Origin of the sequence: Haloprofundus salinisoli (assembly GCF_020097815.1) — an archaeon.
Classification (GTDB): Archaea; Halobacteriota; Halobacteria; order Halobacteriales; family Haloferacaceae; genus Haloprofundus; species Haloprofundus salinisoli.
In genome coordinates, this window is record NZ_CP083664.1 from 203,381 (window position 1) to 218,296 (window position 14,916).

Sequence of the window (14,916 nt, forward strand, 5' to 3'; positions counted from 1 at the left end):
CCGGCTTCAATCGTCGGTCGTCGATTCGTTCGGGAAGTACTCGTCGAAGAGCGCGGTGACTCTGTCTTCGATTTCGTCTCGAATCTCGCGGACGCGTTCGACGTCCTGACCGTGCGGGTCATCGAGATCCCAGTCTCGAACTTCGACGTCTGCGTCGAGTTCGAGCGTCGAACAGCCCATCGTGGCGACAACGTCGCACTCGTTGAGTTCCTCGTCGGAGACTTCCTGAGGGACGCGACTCGACAGGTCGATATCCAGTTCCTGCATCGCCTCGACGACTTCCGGGTGGACCTCGTCGGCCGGCATCGTCCCGCCGGTGAGGATTTCGACGCGTTTTTCGAGGTTGCGTCGTCGCCGTTCTCGCTCCGCGAAGGCGGCCGACATCTGACTTCGACCGGCGTTCTGCACGCACACAAACCCGAACCGTACCGAGGCGTCGCTCATACCGATGTTCGAACAACTGCTAAAATAACGCTTGCTAAGATTGCTATAGAGAGCACTGTTAGCTGAGTAGTCGCCCGGTACTTTCGCCAGCGACGACCTTTCGCTTTCGGACGAGGCCAGCGTCGGTCAGCGCGGCGAACGCGGTAGACAAACGATTTATCCGATGAGTCCGAGCTACGGCCGAACGTCGCCGACGGCGACCCAGTCGCTCACGGTCGACTCCCGCACAAGATGGACGCCATCGATACCTCCTACTACGCGATAGACGCAACGGCGTCGGTAACGGAGTTTCTCGCCGTCTCGAAGCTGTACGCCCGCGAAGTCGTCGAGCACTACGGGCTCACAGCCTCGGTCAGTGACCTGGAGTGGACGGTGAGCAAGCGGGCGAAGCGGCGAGCGGGTGCGGTCACCTACCGCGACGGAGTACCGAAGTCCGTCTCACTGACGTGGGAGTTCTTCGAGACGCACGGGTGGGAGGCGACCGCCGAGACGATTCGCCACGAACTCATCCACGTCCATCTACTCAACGAAGCGGGCGACGGCTCCCACGGCGACCGATTTCGGGAACTCGCTGACGAACTCGACACGCACGTCCACTGCGAGCGATTCGCCGAACCGAACTGGTGGATACGCTGTGACGCCTGCGGAACCGAGCTCGCCCGATACCGACGGTCGAAACTCGTCGACGAGGTCGACTCGTATCGGTGCGGCAACTGTGGCGGCGGACTTCGGGCGATCGAAAATGCGGAAAAGGGGCGATAACCGTCGCCCGAGGCGGGCGAGGTTTCGTCGACCCTACGCCCCGAGCCACGATCCGGTCGGAATCTCGCTGCCGTTCTCCCGACAGATCCTCGCCCCCTCCTTTCTGACTTCTCGACTCGTCGGGAACCGCTCTTTCTCCGCGATGTACTCGCCGATCCACGACTGCAACTGCCGCATCTCGCCGGTGCCCGCCACCTGCCGCATCTCGCGCAGCGACCGTTCGTAGACGTTTCGCCGCGAACCCTCCTTCTGCTTCGCTTGTCGGCGCGTCTGTAGGTCGAACGTCTCCGTCACCACGTCGTCGATATCGTCGAGTGCAGCTGTGACCGACATACGCGTACAGACGACCGCCGACTACGAAGAGTTAGGGGTCGATGACAGCGTACTCGCGTCTCAGATCCATCCGTGGCGACGGAAGTGGACGAGCATGATGCCGGCGAGGAGCCCCATTCCGAGCATCGTCGCCGGATAGCCGTACGTCCAGTAGAGCTCCGGCATCGCGTACGGCGTGTCGGCGAAGTTCATCCCGTAGACGCCGACGACGAACGTGAGCGGGATGAAGATCGTGGCGACGACGGTGAGCGTCCGCATCACCTCGTTCGTCGACTGCGAGACGGCGTTGAGATAGATGTCTCTGGAGCCGCTCGTGAGGTCGCGGTAGGTCTCGATGAGGTCGACCACCTGGATGAGTTGGTCGTGGACGTCCCGGAAGTACTTCTCGTTCCGTTCGGCGACTTCCGGGATGTCTCCCCGAGAGAGCGACGAGAGCGCTTCGCGGGCGGGCCAGGTGACTTTCCGAAACGCGAGGAGGTCGCGGCGGACGTCGTTCAACACCCCCAGCATCTGCGGGTCGGGCGTCTCCAACACGCGCTCTTCGACCGCTTCGATGTCGTCTTCGATCTCGTCGAGCACGCCGTAGTACTGCTCGACGATCGCGTCCACGATTCGGTAGGCGAGAAAGTCCGTCCCCCTGTCCGCGAACCGACGACCGTTCCTCGTCCACTGCGTCGCCGAGAGGTCGACGACGTCGATGTCGGACGTCGACATCGTCACCAACCACTCCTGGCCGATGAAGAACCCGACGGGCTGGGTTCTGACCTCTTTGTGGAACTGGATGTCGTCGCGCTGGCTGAGTTGTGCTGTCTTCAGTAAGACGAACGAGTGAGTGTCGTACTCTGCGACTTTCGGCCGTGTCTGCTCGCGTAAAACGTCCTCAACGGCGAGCTGGTGGATGCCGAAGCGATCTTTGAGCGCCTGTATCTCGCTCGACTCGAGGCCGTCGGCGTGAACCCACGTCTCGCCGGTCGCCGAGAGCGCCGAGTCGATATCGTCGTAGCGCTCGACGCCGTCTGCCGTGTACACCATCGCGTGCAGACTCATGTGTGCTCTGCCCCGGTCGACGCCCGTCCGGTTGCGAGAAGTGCGATACCTATCATGACCGCGGTGAGAGAGAACGCACGACCCGGGTACGTCACGTAGATGCCGACGATGTAGCCGACGACACCGGCGACGAACAGACAGAGGCCGGCGAGTATCCGTCGATTCATACGTACTCCGAAATCACCAAGACAAAAGAACGTACGGTGTGGATGCTTCTCGACGGGCCCTTTCCGACGGTCGATGTAGCGATGCAGTGCTCTGGCAGCGTCGGTCCGGCGACGAACCGGTTAGGACGCGTCGAGTTCGCGGGCGCGTTCCAGAATCAACTCGTCGTCGACGTGGTCGAGAAGTCGACGTTGACTTCGTTCGTCCCGCGTATCAATCGTTTCGTCGGAGACGTACGCATCGAGCCGACGCTCGATTTCGGCTTCGCGTAACTCGGTCCAGCGCGACGCGTCGACGTCGTGCTCGTCGGGTCGCTGTGCGTCCAGATACTCGCGCCATCGCTCGGGGTCGGCCCACTCGTCGGTGAGTTCGGCGGTCCGACGGACCCAATCGTACGGTTTTGCGACGTCGCCGAAGTAACCGCGCTCACGCCGGAGGTCCTCGATTAACGTCAGTGCGACGCGGGCACCGCGACCGGCGGCGATAATCGCCTGTCGGTCCGACTCTTCGGACGGAGAGGTGACGTACAGACCCGCGACTGGCGTCGACCCGTCGGCGTCGGCGTACGAGCGGTCGAACTCCTCGTCGGGCTCGCCGCCGTGCTCGCTCTCGACGAACATGCCGTCGTCGAGTGGTCGAAGATACGAGCCGTCGTACCGCGTCGCAGCGACGACTCGTCTCGCGGTGACGGCGTTGCCTTCCTGCGGGTCGACGACGAACCCTTCGCCGGCGTCTCTCCGAGTCACCGACTCCACGAGGTCAGAAACGAGCGTGCACCCGGCTTCTTCGACGTGGTCGTGCATCAGGCTGTACAGCGTCTCGATACCGATGCCCGCGGGAAACCCGAGATAGTTCTCCAGGTGTGCGCACCGCTGTAAGGAGGACCGACCGCGGTCGAACACGAGCGTGTCGAGGCCGTAGCGAGCGGTGAAGACGCCCGCCGAACAGCCCGCCGGGCCGCCACCGACGACGACGACGTCGTAGTCGCAGTCGTCGGACTGGACCGCCGACGTCTCAGTGTCACTCATCGCCGACGTTTCCGTTGATAACGTCCGCGACTCGCTGGCGGTCGAACAACTGCTCGTCTTCGGGGATTTCAGGGTACGGACCGTCTTCGTAGGTCGGCCAGGTACCGAACTGCTCCGGATACAGCTGTTTGGCCGTCATCTCGAGCTGGAATAGATTTAGGATAGGGCCCTGATAGCGCGCTCCTTGAGGGTGGAGACGGCCGTTTTTCACAGCCGTGATTTCGGACCCGACGGGGTGTGATTCGAGCGTCGACCGGAGGTCGGGCATACTCGTCCCCGGCTGCATTCCGCCGAGGAACAGCATCACATCCGGGTCGGCTTCCAGCAGCGTCTCGAAGTCGACTGTCGAGCCGGATTCGACGGTGCCGTCGAACGCGTCGTGGGGACCGAGCGGCCGCGTGTGGGCGGTTAGAAATCCGGGATTGTCCAGCGTGTACGCGTAGATATCCTGTTCGAGGTCGCTCGCACCGACCATTACGACCGTCGGCCGCTCCGACGCTGCCGGGAGTCCGTCCGCAAACGTGTTCAACATCTCTTGGCGAACCGAGTCGAGCGCTCGAAACCGAGCTTCCTCCTTGAACGCCTGCGCGACCTTCTCGAACTGTTCCCACAGTCCGTAGTACTGGTACCTGTCGGCCCACTCCGTGGGTGGGTCCTGATGGCGGTCGCTCAGCGAGTTCCCGAACCACGGCGAGATGGTATCGCGAATCTCTTCTATGTCGGCCATGCTCCAGCTCCCGAGCTGGAACACTGACGCAGGATCGGCGAGATGTACGTCGTTGTCGAGTTCGTACAGTTTCTCTTTCGTCGGCTCCCACGAGGAGTACAGCCCCGACCAATCGAGAGAGACGCCGGGCAGTCGCTCGACGAACTGGTTCCAGAGCGCATCGTAGTAGTCGGGCGCGTGCATCGCGGTGACCCCGTCGCCACGGCCGAGTGCGAAGGCCATGTCCGCGTGATGAGTGAGCCGAGTGAACACCGTTTCGGGCGGCGACTCGAACGTGACTTCGCCGACCGGCGACATCGACACCGTATACGAACCGCCTTCGGCGGTCGTGGCCGCCGGTTCCGTCCCTGCAGTCTGTGTCTGATTCTCGGCGTTCGCCGGTTCGGCGTCGGATGTGGAGTCTCCAGTACACCCCGCGAGGAGTCCACCGAAGAGTACCGTACCGCCGTACTTGACGTATTCGCGGCGGGTCGGGCTGCGATGAGCCTCCGTGTTCCGTCTCATGAATTTAGGCTTGCCTAAACATTAATAACAGTTCCGGAGTTTTGGTTGGCCTAAAAGACGGTGTGTCGTCGAGCATCCGCTTCGTTGACGGCGAGTGTCCGCTTACGCCTCGCCGAGTACGCGCCGCGGATTCTCGTAGACGACCTGCCGTATCGTTTCCACGTCGATGCCCATGCAGTACAACTCAAATATCGTCTGGCGGGGTTTCCAACTGGTATCTTGATGACCGTCGCTGGTCACACACTCGCGGACTATCCAACGTTTCACCGGATCCACCGTTCGGTGACACCGCCGTTTAGAATCCGATGTGAGACGTCGAGTCGGGGCCCTCGTCGTCCTCGATACCGCCGTCGTGGAGGTAGCTGTAGTTGTCGTCGGTGAGAAACACTTCGCCGTCTACGATGGCGATTTCGACTCCCGGGAGCGTCGTTCCCGCGGCCTCGCCGTTGTCGCAGGCCCCCGAACAGGTGTCGAACATCGACCCGTGTTTCGGACAGACTATCTCGCTGTTACGCATCGCAGCGCCCGACCCTCGGTCGAGTCGCTGATTCTCATGCGTGCAGTTGTTTATCCACGCCTCGATACCGGGGTCTCGCTCGCAGTGGACGAGGATCACTTCGCGTTCGTTGGTGAACGCGTCTTCGGCGGTGAACAGGTACGACCCCGGAGAGGGAACGTCTTCGACGCTGGCGATTCGGGTTCCGTCGACCATCGTCTTCACGTACCCCTCAAACGAGCAAATAAACCCGAGTTTCTGGGGGCGAGAGGTATACCGGTCCGCCGAGGGTCCAACACACGTTCCGCAACGTCGTCGACGGCGTCGGTGACGCTCCGCTTTCGAGACCGGACGGTCCCGTCACTCGGGCGCGGAGCTATCGAGCGACGCACCCGAAGTACCGCTTCGAGGAGTTCTGCGCGCGGTACGTAGACCAGCCGATGCCGGAGGAAAAACTCAATCGTTCAACTGCGCGTTGTCGAACGGGTCCGAAGGCAGACGAAGTTCGTCGAGGCCGGGGAGGCTCTTGACGTTGTAGACGACTTTCATCTCGTCGGTGACGGGGCTGCTGATACAGGAGAGTTGGATGCCGTTGTCGGTCATCGACGGCGGCAGAATGTGGTTCGACGGCATCTCGACTGCGCCGTCGACGACGGCGATAGCGCAGTTCGCACACGCGCCGCCTCGACAGGAGTACGGCCACGAGAAGCCGCGGTTCTCGGCGGCTTCGAGAAGGTTCTCACGGGGACCGACGAAGAACCGGCCGTGGTCCTCCGGGTCGAGGTCGGCCTCCGAGGCTTTCTCGAAGAGATTGTCGTCGTCGATCTGCCACCCGTGGTCTGCGAGCGTCTCGTAGTTGAGAAACTCGACTTTCGACCCCGTCTCTTCGGGTTCCGCCGCCTCGGGGTCGGACGTGGAGGGGCCGTCCGCCGACTCCGTCCCGGCGACCGTTTCACTCTCGTCGGATTGGTTCGTCGACGCGACTTCGAGTTCGGCGTCGGTGTTGCCCGCCATCACCTGCCGGTAGGCGGTGTAGACCAGCTGGAACTCCCTCGCAGAGCCACCGTGGTCGGGATGGGCCTCTTTCACCCGTCGGCGGTACGCACGCTCGATTTCGTCGTCGTCCGCATCCGGGTCGACCTCTAAAACATCGAACGGGGATGCCACGGCTACCGCTAGGGAATGGCGAGTATAAATCCCCTCGCTCGGAGCGAGACGGTGCGTCCCCGCGTCGTCTACTCCCTCCGAATACGATCTCGAAGTGCAAACACGACCGACGCGATATCGACTGTACCGCGAAGTCAGTGTCAGGGTGCATAATCAGTATATTAACAATGGAGGTACTCGTACGGGCAGAAACGAGCAAAAAATGGACGTCTCTGGAAATTTATTGTGTCTGTGCACTGCAACGGTGGAGGAGCGGAACGGATCGTACGTCATCGAACTTCCCGACCAGGAGATCGAACTGGGTGACGTGACCGTCGGCGAGACGTATCGAGTGGCGGTTCTCGGAACGAACGCCGACACCGACTACGCCGCGACTCGAGACACCGCCGAGTCGTCGAACCGTACCGGTAGTCAGACCGACTCTCAGTCGCCGTCGCCGCCGGTCGAAGTCGGCGAGCAGCGAACGGTCGATATCGAAGGACTCGGCGAACAGGGCGACGGCATCGCCCGCGTCGAACGCGGGTACGTCGTCATCGTCCCCGACACCGAGGTGAACGAACGCGTAACCGTCGAAATCGAAAAGGTGACTGAGAACGTCGGCTTTGCGACCGTCGTCGAGCGCGAAGCGTACTACCAGTAGTTCGGTGACACGACAGTCCGGTCGCTTCAGTTCGAGTACCGCCGTTGCGTCAGTTAGGGCTCTGCAGCGAGTAGACCCGCTTTCGCGCGTCTTCGAGACAGATATCTTTGTTCACTAACTTCGCAGACTCCAGTCGATTCAGGGCGTTTCGGACCGTCCGAGGGGACAGTTCCGTCCGGTCTATGAGTTCGCCCTGTGTGAGCGGGGATTCCTGCTGCAGTACCATGTGAACTAACTTTGCGCTGGGTGTCAGATCGCCAAAGTTACTCGCGTTTCGTGTCGATTGTGCCATAGGTGGGAGTTCGCGTTTGTTATCCGCGTCGTGGTATCGAGCGAGTCGACTGGGAATGCAGTCCGGGGAGAATGGGAACGGGCTACCGATTCGCCGACCACTGGTCTTCGCCGACGCAGTGTCATACTCGCTCGTTGCCAGCCACGGAGAGTCGTACGTGGTCACAGTATATAGTGATTCGACGGCAACGGTGTCACCCGGTAACGTCGATGTCATCGGCCGTCTGGGTTAGCTCTGTCGCTACGCGAACATCTCGCTGCTTGCTCGGGCGACTTATCCGTTAGGAACGTACGGAGAGACATGGTCACCGAAATCTCGACGAGGGCCGACTGGAACGCACTCTACATCGACGGCGAATGGGTCGACTCCGAGGGCGGCGAGACCATCGACGTCGAAGACCCATCCACCCGCGAGACCGTGTGGGAGGTGCCTGCGGGCGTCGAGTCCGACGTGAACGCCGCCTACGAGGCCGCGGCCGAAGCCCAAGAGGAGTGGGCCGACCAGCCACCGGCGCGACGCCAACAGGTCGTCCAGAAGGTACTCGGGGCCCTCGACGAGCACGAGGAGGAAATCGTCGAACTCCTCGCGACTGAAGCCGGCGGGACCGAGATTATGGGTCAGACGTCGCTGCAGATCACTCGTGACCACGTGAGCGAGGCGGCGACGCTCCCGAACCGGATGAAGGGCCAGCACGCCGACTCCAACATCCCCGGCAAGGAGAACATCGTCCGACGCATCCCGAAAGGCGTCGTGACCGCTATCTCGCCGTGGAACTTCCCGCTGAACCTCTCGATTCGAGCGGTCGCCCCCGCCATCGCGACCGGCAACGCCGTCGTGCTGAAACCGGCGACGAACACGCCGGTCACCGGCGGACTCCTCATCGCCAAACTGTTCGAGGAGGCGGGACTGCCCGAGGGCGTCTTGAACGTCGTCACCGGACGCGGTTCGGACATCGGCGACCGAGTGGCCGGCCACCCCGAGAGCGACGTGGTCGCGTTCACCGGGTCGACCGCGGTCGGTCGACAGGTCGCCGCCACCGCCGCCGAGAACCTCGCCATCCAGGCGATGGAGCTCGGCGGCAACAACGCCCACGTCGTCACCGCCGACGCCGACCTCGACGCCGCCGTCGACAGCGCGGCCTTCGGAAGTTTCGTCCACCAGGGACAGGTCTGTATCTCCATCAACCGCCACGTCGTCCACGAGGACATCTACGACGAGTACGTCGAACGGCTCACCGAGCGCGCCGAGGGACTCACGGCGGGCAGCGCCCACGACGCCGAGACGGTCGTCGGACCCATCATCGACGAGTCCCAGCGCGAGGAGATGCTCGGCTACGTCGACGAGACGGTCGAGGCGGGCGCGACGCTCGAAACCGGCGGCGAGACGGTCGAAGTCGACGGCGTGGACGACTCGCTGGTCGTTGCGCCGACAGTGCTATCCGACGTGACCAACGACATGGCCGCCGCCTGCAACGAGCACTTCGGGCCCATCGCGCCAGTCATCTCCGTCTCGGACGTCGACGAGGCAGTCGAGGTCGCCAACGACACCGAACACGGTCTCTCGGGGGCTGTCCACGCCGGCGATGTCGGCACCGCCATGGACATCGCCGACCGCATGGAGACCGGCCACGTCCACATCAACGACCAACCGATCAACGACGAGGCGCACGTCCCCTTCAGCGGTACCGCGGCGTCGGGCATGGGTGGGTACAACAGCGACACCATCCTCCACGAGGTGACCGAGACGAAGTGGGTCTCGATTCAGCGCGAGGAGCGAGAGTACCCGTTCTGAGCAGGGCGGTACTACCTTCGTTCTCAGCTCAGAGGCCCACATTGTACACACGTGAGTACGAGAAGTAACGCGTTCAATCCCGTGCAGAACTACGTTCCCTTTCCGCACCTGCATAGCAAGTTGAGGAGTTAGAAACTGGTGACTTTCTCCTCATAGCTGAAGATTATCCAATTAAGCCTTCAGAAGAGTGGCGAGGAGGTCTGGTACTGTGCTGCGAACCTCTACGCCAAAATCGTTCAGGAACTCGAAGCATTCAAAGAGAGACCTTCTTCTGTCATTCTCCGCCGAACCCCGGCAGAAAACGCTCAGGTTCGACGCCCGGAGGACAGATCGACGGTCTATCGTCCTCCGCGTTCTGCACCCATCGAATTTCGTCGCTATGGAGGATATCATCCTCTTCGACCCCTGTCTTCGGTTGCTCGGTCTTCAGCGAACGATCACCCATCGTCGCCCGGACACCGTAAACTGACGAACGGCGGTTTCTCGGCGTCGGCAGCAAAGGTCCCGTCTTCGAAGTGTCGACGGATTCCCTCGACGTGTGCTTTTCCGACCACGGCCACCACGTCGTCGCCCTGCTGACGCAGATATTCGAGACGGCGGGCCATGTACGCGTCGCGTTCTCGGATCATCACGCGGACGAACTCGGGGGCGATGCGTTCGAGGGCCTCTTGGAACGACGCCACCTGCTTCGGCGAGAGGCGTTCCATGACGGCCGCCTTTGCCGCCGGGCCGTCCGCGGTCAGCGTGCCGTACCAGAAGTGGAGTCCGAGCAGGTGCGCCAGACCAGTAGCCGGTTCGGTCCCGTTGACGAGGATCCCCGAAGCCAACTCGCCCCACTCGCCCTCGAAGGCTTGGTCGAGTCGGCGTCTCGTCGACGCGTAGGCGTCGTTTACACCGGAGCGAGTCACCGCCGCGAGTTCGTCGAGCGTCTCTTCGATAGGCCGGTCGATAGCCGCGATTCGTCGTCCCGACGACTCGGCGGCATCGATAGCAGCGAACATATCGCGGTCGTCTCTGTCGACGCCGGTGTCGTCGTTGTACGACTGCTGGGAGAGTTTGAACAGCACGTTGAGCGCGAATCCCGAACGCGAGAGCGAGCGGTAGCTCTCGGCGAGGTTGCGGAGTTTCTGTCTCGTCGTGTTCGGCGCGTACAGGTGCCGCAGGCGCATCGAACAGAGTTCGACGGTGACGACGTCGGGATCGTGTCGCTCGATCGCTCGACGAACGTTCTCGCCGCTCTCTTCGGTGACGTGAACCGTCCCGACGAGTACTACCGTTCCGGTGTCGTCGTTCGCGTGGACCATTCTCTCGTCGTTTGGGCGTCTCGATTCAAGAGTATTCGCATCACGGGACGCCGATACGCCGGTCCGGGGAGGTAGAATTGTCCGAAGGCGGGTCAAATCGAGAGCACTGTCGGAATCATCGGAACCTCGGAATCGCCGGAATCCGGCTTCGGAACCGCTACACCGCGCTGCATCGGTACTTCGAACTCCTGGATTGAGGACGTGGCGGCCGCTACCGGAGCACGTCGGTCGGTAAGAAGTGTGGGAACCTCCGCAACGCGGGTTGTGTGGTGTGTCAGTGAGAGAGTGCGTATCGAGGGAGTGTTCCCAACACCTCAGAATTAGGCATCCGATACAAATGTCTTTCGAGCATTTTCGTTCGGCAGTCCGACTACGTTTCGCCGCCGAACCCGAGTAAACGACGGGACGCGGTGGCCGCGGTCACCGCGGCCGTCGTCCCCAGAGACGGGCAAGCCGGTCCCCTACCGGCGTGGTTGTCGGCGCGACAGACGACTCCCACCTCGCCTGTCCCCCACCGCTCGTAAGAGACAGCACCGACAACCACGTTGACGTACTACCGGCACCGCTTTAGATATTGTCAATCGTTAGACTTTACGAACGATGCCACCCCACCGCGAACGAGTCAGCGGGAGTTTCAGTCCCAATGGGTGGAATCGACGAGGTGGTCGACGCTTCCGGGTCCGCTCCCGACGTCGGCGGGGCGGGCGATCGCGGCGTGGGTGAACGCGATACCTCGTTCGACGGCCGTCGACAACTCGTCTCCGTGCGCGAGCCGAGACGCGATCGCACTCGAGAGCGTACATCCGGACCCGTGCGTTCGTTCGGTCCGTATGCGTGGATTCGTGAACTCGACGACCCGGTTGGGAGTGGCGAGCGTATCTCGAACGGTGCCCGCACCGGTATCGACGTGGCCACCTTTGAACAGGACAGCGTCGGCACCCCAGCCGAACAGCGTCTCGGCGGCCTCCGCTCTCGACCGCTCGTCGTCCGGATACACGCCGGTAAGACGCGCTACTTCGTCGGCGTTCGGCGTGAGAAGCGTCGCTCGCTCGAACAGGCGGGTGTACGCGTCGACGGCGTCGTCTTCGAGGAGTTGGTCACCCGAAGTGGCGACCATCACTGGGTCGAGAACGACCGGGCTGTCGTACGCACGAAGGCAGTCGTCGACAGTTTCCACCGCCGACGCCGTCGCGAGCATCCCCAGTTTGATCGCTCCGACGTCGAAGTCGCCTGCGACCGCCTCGAACTGCGCACGAATCTCTTCGTCGGGAAGAACGTACGTCGAGTCGACGCCGCGGGTGTGCTGTGCGGTAACCGCGACGACGACGGACCCCCCGTACACGCCCAGTCGGGTCATCGTCTTCAGGTCGGCCTGTATCCCCGCGCCGCCGCCGGAGTCGCTGGAGGCGATAGTCAGCGCGTACGGTCGCTTCGTCGGTGACTCCGGGACGGGTTCCGTGGACGTCATCGAAACTGCATCCCTCCGTTGACGTTGAGAATCTCGCCCTGCGCGAAGGAACTGTCGAGGAGATAGCGAACGGCGCGCGCGATCTCCTCGGGCGAGCACGCGTAGTCGGGGTGGTGGGTGTCGAGGTTCTCGTGGCCCAGGAAGTCGGTCGACTCCAGGTAGTCGACGATGACGTCGTTCATCGACGTGTCGACCGGGCCGGGAGCGATGGCGTTCACTCGAACTCCGTCGGAACCCAGTTCCCTCGCTAACGCGCGAACGAGACCGTGAAGTCCCGATTTGCTCGCCGCGTAACTCGTGTCGACGGTCCCGGCGGTGCCGCCGATGCTGGAGAGAAAGACGAGCGACCCCGCGGAGACACGCAGATGCGGAACCGCCGCCTGTGCGACGCGGTACGACCCGACCAGGTTCGTCTCGACGACGCGAGACCACTGTGCGTCCGTCGAGTCCTCTATCGTCGCCGGGTCGACGACGCCGACGGTGTGGACGACGGCGTCGATATCGTCGAGTCGGTTGGTCGCTGCGTCGAAGAACGACGCGACCGAATCGGCGTCGGTGACGTTCATGTGGAACGCGCTTCGCTCCGAGCCTTCCGGCGCGTCGTCCACGAGCGCGTCGGCAGCCTCGCCGTCGGTCAGATAGGAGAACACGACGTCCTCCTCCGTGAGCGTCTCCACGACGGCGCTTCCGATGCCGCCGGTGCCGCCTGTGACGACGACCCCCATCAGGTCGTCGCCTCCCGAACGCGGTCCGACGGGTCGAATTCGGCGTCGTCAGCCATCCCGGCGACCGAATCGAGGAACGCGATCTTGTAACTTGCCGGTCCTTCGTACTCGCCGTACTCCCCTGCAGCTGCCCGTTCACCCGCGAGCCCGTACGCCGCGGTTCCCGCGAGCGCCGCTCGGAGCGGGTCCGCTATCGCGGCGGCGAACACCGCCAGCGTCGCGCCGAGCATACAGCCGGTGCCGACGACGGTGCCCATCATCGGGTCTCCGACCTCGACTTCGTACGCCCGCTCGGCGTCGGCGACGACGTCCCTTTCGCCCGAGGCGACGACGACCGCCTCGGTGCGCCGGGCGCACGCGATTGCCGTCTCCGCGATGTCGGCGTACTCGCCGACCGACTCGACGCCTCTCACCTCTGCGTCTTCGCCGGCGAGCGCGGTGATTTCGGCGTGATTGCCGTTGACGACCGTGACGTCAAGCTCGGTGACGAGACGGTCTGCGACCGCCGAACGCGTCGGCGTCGCACCGACACCGACGGGGTCGACGACGACCGGGACGTCCTCGTCGTTGGCGGCGCGACCGGCGGTCAGCATCGCCGTCTCGCCGCGTTCGCTCACGGTTCCCATGTTCAACAGACAGCCGTCGGCGATCGCCACCATGTCGGCGACCTCCCGCGTGTCGTCGGACATGACCGGCAGGCCGCCCCAGTGGAGCGTAACGTTCGCAACGTCGTTGACCGTGACCTCGTTCGTCAACGCGTTGATGAGCGGTGCGTCTGCTTCGACGGCCGAGAGCGCCTCGGCTACGTCGAAGCGGGACCCGTCGGTCATCGTGCCTGCCTCCCGGCTTCGACGGCCGAAGCGAGTCGGCGCGTCGCCGTCGCCGGGTCCGACGCGCCGGTTATCTCGGAGATCACCGCGACCCCGTCCGCACCGGCTTCGACGACGTCGCTCGCATTTTCCGCCGTGATGCCGCCGATTGCGACGAACGGAACGTCAACGGCGTCCGCGATGGCCGCGACGGTCTCGACGCCGATGTTCGACTCCTCCTCGGAGACGTCTTTCGAAGACGTGGAGAACACGGCACCGACGCCGAGATAATCCGCCCCCGCTTCGACCGCTCGCCGCGCCTCTGCGACGGTCGACACCGACCGGCCGACGAGCGCATTCTCGCCGAGCTGTGCCCGTGCGGCCGAGACGGGGAGGTCGTCGTCGCCGAGGTGGACACCGTCGGCGTCGGCGGCGACGGCGATGTCGACGCGGTCGTTGACGACGAACGGGATTCCCACTTCGGCCGTCAGGTTGCGCAGCACCCGCGCGAGCCGGTACCGTTCCCGCGCGCTCGTCTGTTTCTCCCGCAGTTGGACGACGTCAACGCCGCCCTCGATTGCTTTGCGGACCACCGTCTCGCTAGACCGTCCCGCAGAGAAGTTCGCCTGCGTGACCAGGTACGTGTTCATCGGAGTATTCATTGGTAGTATTCGCAGGTGATGTACGGGTCGACAAAACCCTTGCTATCCGATGTCGAGGGGGGCGAGACACGCCGCCGCGGAACGCGGATTCGAGAAAAATCGGTGAGGATTTTCGGCGTCTTCGGTCAGTCGGTACGGTCAGAGTCGTCCGACTATCGGGTCCTTCAGCGCGACGACTTCGTCCATGATACGCTCGATATCGTCGTCACCGACGCCGTTTTCGCGCAATGCTCGTTCGAGATGGACGCCGACGGCGTCGAACTCCGCCTCGTCGATGTCGAGGTGGGCGTGCGTTTCGTGCATGTTGTCGCCGGTGTATTCGACCGGCCCACCGGCGACCGAACTGATGAACTGGATTTGGTGGGCCCGGAGCCGTTCCATCTCCATTCCCTCGAAGAACTCGACGAGTCGATCGTCCGCAAGTACACGGTCGTAGAGGTCGTCCACAACGTCTTCGACGGCGTCTTTCCCACCGATTCTTCGGTACATGGATTCGGACATCGAGTGGTCGTCACTTCGTCCGACGGACGGATATGGATTCCCGCTAAGACA

The 14,916-nt window shown here is 63.1% G+C and carries 18 protein-coding genes; 3 read left to right on the forward strand and 15 right to left on the reverse strand.

All coding sequences use genetic code 11. From position 1 onward, the window contains the following. Positions 1 to 6 precede the first annotated feature (6 nt). On the reverse strand, positions 7 to 444 hold the full coding sequence (locus LAQ73_RS16660; protein WP_224270818.1) for an arsenate-mycothiol transferase ArsC: 438 nt from the start codon (positions 442 to 444) through the stop codon (positions 7 to 9). Between the two features lie 231 nt (positions 445 to 675). On the opposite strand from LAQ73_RS16660, the gene LAQ73_RS16665 reads away from it, so the two are divergent. Next, positions 676 to 1,206 carry a SprT-like domain-containing protein gene (locus tag LAQ73_RS16665; RefSeq protein ID WP_224270819.1) on the forward strand — a complete coding sequence of 177 codons (531 nt, stop codon included), beginning with the start codon at positions 676 to 678 and terminating at the stop codon, positions 1,204 to 1,206. Positions 1,207 to 1,239: 33 nt separating this feature from the next. On the opposite strand, the gene LAQ73_RS16670 is transcribed toward LAQ73_RS16665, so the two are convergent. From LAQ73_RS16670 to fer, 7 genes are all read right to left on the reverse strand, one after another. Next, positions 1,240 to 1,539: a hypothetical protein gene (locus tag LAQ73_RS16670; protein WP_224270820.1), complete on the reverse strand. Its 300-nt coding sequence runs from the start codon at positions 1,537 to 1,539 to the stop codon at positions 1,240 to 1,242. A 60-nt stretch (positions 1,540 to 1,599) separates the two neighbouring features. Next, a complete protein-coding gene (gene corA / locus LAQ73_RS16675; RefSeq protein WP_224270821.1) occupies positions 1,600 to 2,586 on the reverse strand; it encodes a magnesium/cobalt transporter CorA in 987 nt (328 codons plus the stop codon). Next, the gene (locus tag LAQ73_RS16680) at positions 2,583 to 2,753 is read right to left on the reverse strand and encodes a hypothetical protein (protein WP_224270822.1); all 171 of its coding nucleotides are present in this window, start codon (positions 2,751 to 2,753) and stop codon (positions 2,583 to 2,585) included. Before LAQ73_RS16680 ends, corA begins: the two co-directional genes overlap by 4 nt. A 120-nt stretch (positions 2,754 to 2,873) precedes the next feature. After that, positions 2,874 to 3,779 carry an FAD-dependent oxidoreductase gene (locus LAQ73_RS16685; protein WP_224270823.1) on the reverse strand — a complete coding sequence of 302 codons (906 nt, stop codon included), beginning with the start codon at positions 3,777 to 3,779 and terminating at the stop codon, positions 2,874 to 2,876. After that, positions 3,772 to 5,010 carry an ABC transporter substrate-binding protein gene (locus LAQ73_RS16690; protein ID WP_224270824.1) on the reverse strand — a complete coding sequence of 413 codons (1,239 nt, stop codon included), beginning with the start codon at positions 5,008 to 5,010 and terminating at the stop codon, positions 3,772 to 3,774. The genes LAQ73_RS16685 and LAQ73_RS16690 overlap by 8 nt, the downstream gene beginning before the upstream one ends. A 295-nt stretch (positions 5,011 to 5,305) precedes the next feature. After that, the gene (locus LAQ73_RS16695; protein ID WP_224270825.1) at positions 5,306 to 5,722 is read right to left on the reverse strand and encodes a Rieske (2Fe-2S) protein; all 417 of its coding nucleotides are present in this window, start codon (positions 5,720 to 5,722) and stop codon (positions 5,306 to 5,308) included. Positions 5,723 to 5,962: 240 nt separating this feature from the next. Then, positions 5,963 to 6,673 (reverse strand): ferredoxin Fer, encoded by a 711-nt coding sequence (gene fer / locus LAQ73_RS16700; RefSeq protein ID WP_224270826.1) that lies wholly within the window; start codon positions 6,671 to 6,673, stop codon positions 5,963 to 5,965. 202 nt (positions 6,674 to 6,875) lie between these two features. On the opposite strand from fer, the gene LAQ73_RS16705 reads away from it, so the two are divergent. Beyond that, a complete protein-coding gene (locus LAQ73_RS16705) occupies positions 6,876 to 7,313 on the forward strand; it encodes a TRAM domain-containing protein (protein ID WP_224270827.1) in 438 nt (145 codons plus the stop codon). 49 nt (positions 7,314 to 7,362) lie between these two features. Here the strand turns inward: LAQ73_RS16705 and LAQ73_RS17715 are convergent, their stop codons facing one another. Further along, complete coding sequence (locus LAQ73_RS17715) at positions 7,363 to 7,821, reverse strand: MarR family winged helix-turn-helix transcriptional regulator (RefSeq protein WP_317988518.1); 459 nt, start codon at positions 7,819 to 7,821, stop codon at positions 7,363 to 7,365. A gap of 84 nt (positions 7,822 to 7,905) precedes the next feature. Here LAQ73_RS17715 and LAQ73_RS16715 point away from each other — a divergent pair, with 84 nt between their 5' ends. After that, positions 7,906 to 9,396 (forward strand): aldehyde dehydrogenase family protein, encoded by a 1,491-nt coding sequence (locus tag LAQ73_RS16715; RefSeq protein WP_224270829.1) that lies wholly within the window; start codon positions 7,906 to 7,908, stop codon positions 9,394 to 9,396. 437 nt (positions 9,397 to 9,833) lie between these two features. Here LAQ73_RS16715 and LAQ73_RS16720 read toward each other — a convergent pair whose 3' ends face one another. The 6 genes from LAQ73_RS16720 to LAQ73_RS16745 form a co-directional block, all read right to left on the reverse strand. Further along, positions 9,834 to 10,700, reverse strand: coding sequence for a TraB domain-containing protein (locus LAQ73_RS16720; RefSeq protein ID WP_224270830.1), 867 nt, complete (start codon positions 10,698 to 10,700; stop codon positions 9,834 to 9,836). Between the two features lie 634 nt (positions 10,701 to 11,334). Then, a complete protein-coding gene (thiD, locus tag LAQ73_RS16725) occupies positions 11,335 to 12,168 on the reverse strand; it encodes a bifunctional hydroxymethylpyrimidine kinase/phosphomethylpyrimidine kinase (RefSeq protein ID WP_224270831.1) in 834 nt (277 codons plus the stop codon). Continuing rightward, positions 12,165 to 12,893: an SDR family NAD(P)-dependent oxidoreductase gene (locus LAQ73_RS16730; RefSeq protein WP_224270832.1), complete on the reverse strand. Its 729-nt coding sequence runs from the start codon at positions 12,891 to 12,893 to the stop codon at positions 12,165 to 12,167. The genes thiD and LAQ73_RS16730 overlap by 4 nt, the downstream gene beginning before the upstream one ends. Further along, positions 12,893 to 13,723 carry a hydroxyethylthiazole kinase gene (gene thiM, locus LAQ73_RS16735; protein ID WP_224270833.1) on the reverse strand — a complete coding sequence of 277 codons (831 nt, stop codon included), beginning with the start codon at positions 13,721 to 13,723 and terminating at the stop codon, positions 12,893 to 12,895. Before thiM ends, LAQ73_RS16730 begins: the two co-directional genes overlap by 1 nt. Continuing rightward, positions 13,720 to 14,352, reverse strand: a complete 633-nt coding sequence (gene thiE / locus LAQ73_RS16740; RefSeq protein WP_224270834.1) for a thiamine phosphate synthase — start codon at positions 14,350 to 14,352, stop codon at positions 13,720 to 13,722. Before thiE ends, thiM begins: the two co-directional genes overlap by 4 nt. Positions 14,353 to 14,502: 150 nt before the next feature. Next, on the reverse strand, positions 14,503 to 14,865 hold the full coding sequence (locus tag LAQ73_RS16745; RefSeq protein ID WP_224270835.1) for a group I truncated hemoglobin: 363 nt from the start codon (positions 14,863 to 14,865) through the stop codon (positions 14,503 to 14,505). Positions 14,866 to 14,916 lie beyond the last annotated feature (51 nt).

Bases quoted from the DNA above. Each gene is read 5' to 3' on its own strand.
- LAQ73_RS16660 (WP_224270818.1), bottom strand. From the start codon at position 444: ATGAGCGACGCCTCGGTACGGTTCGGGTTTGTGTGCGTGCAGAACGCC.
- LAQ73_RS16665 (WP_224270819.1), top strand. From the start codon at position 676: ATGGACGCCATCGATACCTCCTACTACGCGATAGACGCAACGGCGTCG.
- LAQ73_RS16670 (WP_224270820.1), bottom strand. From the start codon at position 1,539: ATGTCGGTCACAGCTGCACTCGACGATATCGACGACGTGGTGACGGAG.
- corA (WP_224270821.1), bottom strand. From the start codon at position 2,586: ATGAGTCTGCACGCGATGGTGTACACGGCAGACGGCGTCGAGCGCTAC.
- LAQ73_RS16680 (WP_224270822.1), bottom strand. From the start codon at position 2,753: ATGAATCGACGGATACTCGCCGGCCTCTGTCTGTTCGTCGCCGGTGTC.
- LAQ73_RS16685 (WP_224270823.1), bottom strand. From the start codon at position 3,779: ATGAGTGACACTGAGACGTCGGCGGTCCAGTCCGACGACTGCGACTAC.
- LAQ73_RS16690 (WP_224270824.1), bottom strand. From the start codon at position 5,010: ATGAGACGGAACACGGAGGCTCATCGCAGCCCGACCCGCCGCGAATAC.
- LAQ73_RS16695 (WP_224270825.1), bottom strand. From the start codon at position 5,722: ATGGTCGACGGAACCCGAATCGCCAGCGTCGAAGACGTTCCCTCTCCG.
- LAQ73_RS16705 (WP_224270827.1), top strand. From the start codon at position 6,876: ATGGACGTCTCTGGAAATTTATTGTGTCTGTGCACTGCAACGGTGGAG.
- LAQ73_RS17715 (WP_317988518.1), bottom strand. From the start codon at position 7,821: ATGACATCGACGTTACCGGGTGACACCGTTGCCGTCGAATCACTATAT.
- LAQ73_RS16715 (WP_224270829.1), top strand. From the start codon at position 7,906: ATGGTCACCGAAATCTCGACGAGGGCCGACTGGAACGCACTCTACATC.
- LAQ73_RS16720 (WP_224270830.1), bottom strand. From the start codon at position 10,700: ATGGTCCACGCGAACGACGACACCGGAACGGTAGTACTCGTCGGGACG.
- thiD (WP_224270831.1), bottom strand. From the start codon at position 12,168: ATGACGTCCACGGAACCCGTCCCGGAGTCACCGACGAAGCGACCGTAC.
- LAQ73_RS16730 (WP_224270832.1), bottom strand. From the start codon at position 12,893: ATGGGGGTCGTCGTCACAGGCGGCACCGGCGGCATCGGAAGCGCCGTC.
- thiM (WP_224270833.1), bottom strand. From the start codon at position 13,723: ATGACCGACGGGTCCCGCTTCGACGTAGCCGAGGCGCTCTCGGCCGTC.
- thiE (WP_224270834.1), bottom strand. From the start codon at position 14,352: ATGAACACGTACCTGGTCACGCAGGCGAACTTCTCTGCGGGACGGTCT.
- LAQ73_RS16745 (WP_224270835.1), bottom strand. From the start codon at position 14,865: ATGTCCGAATCCATGTACCGAAGAATCGGTGGGAAAGACGCCGTCGAA.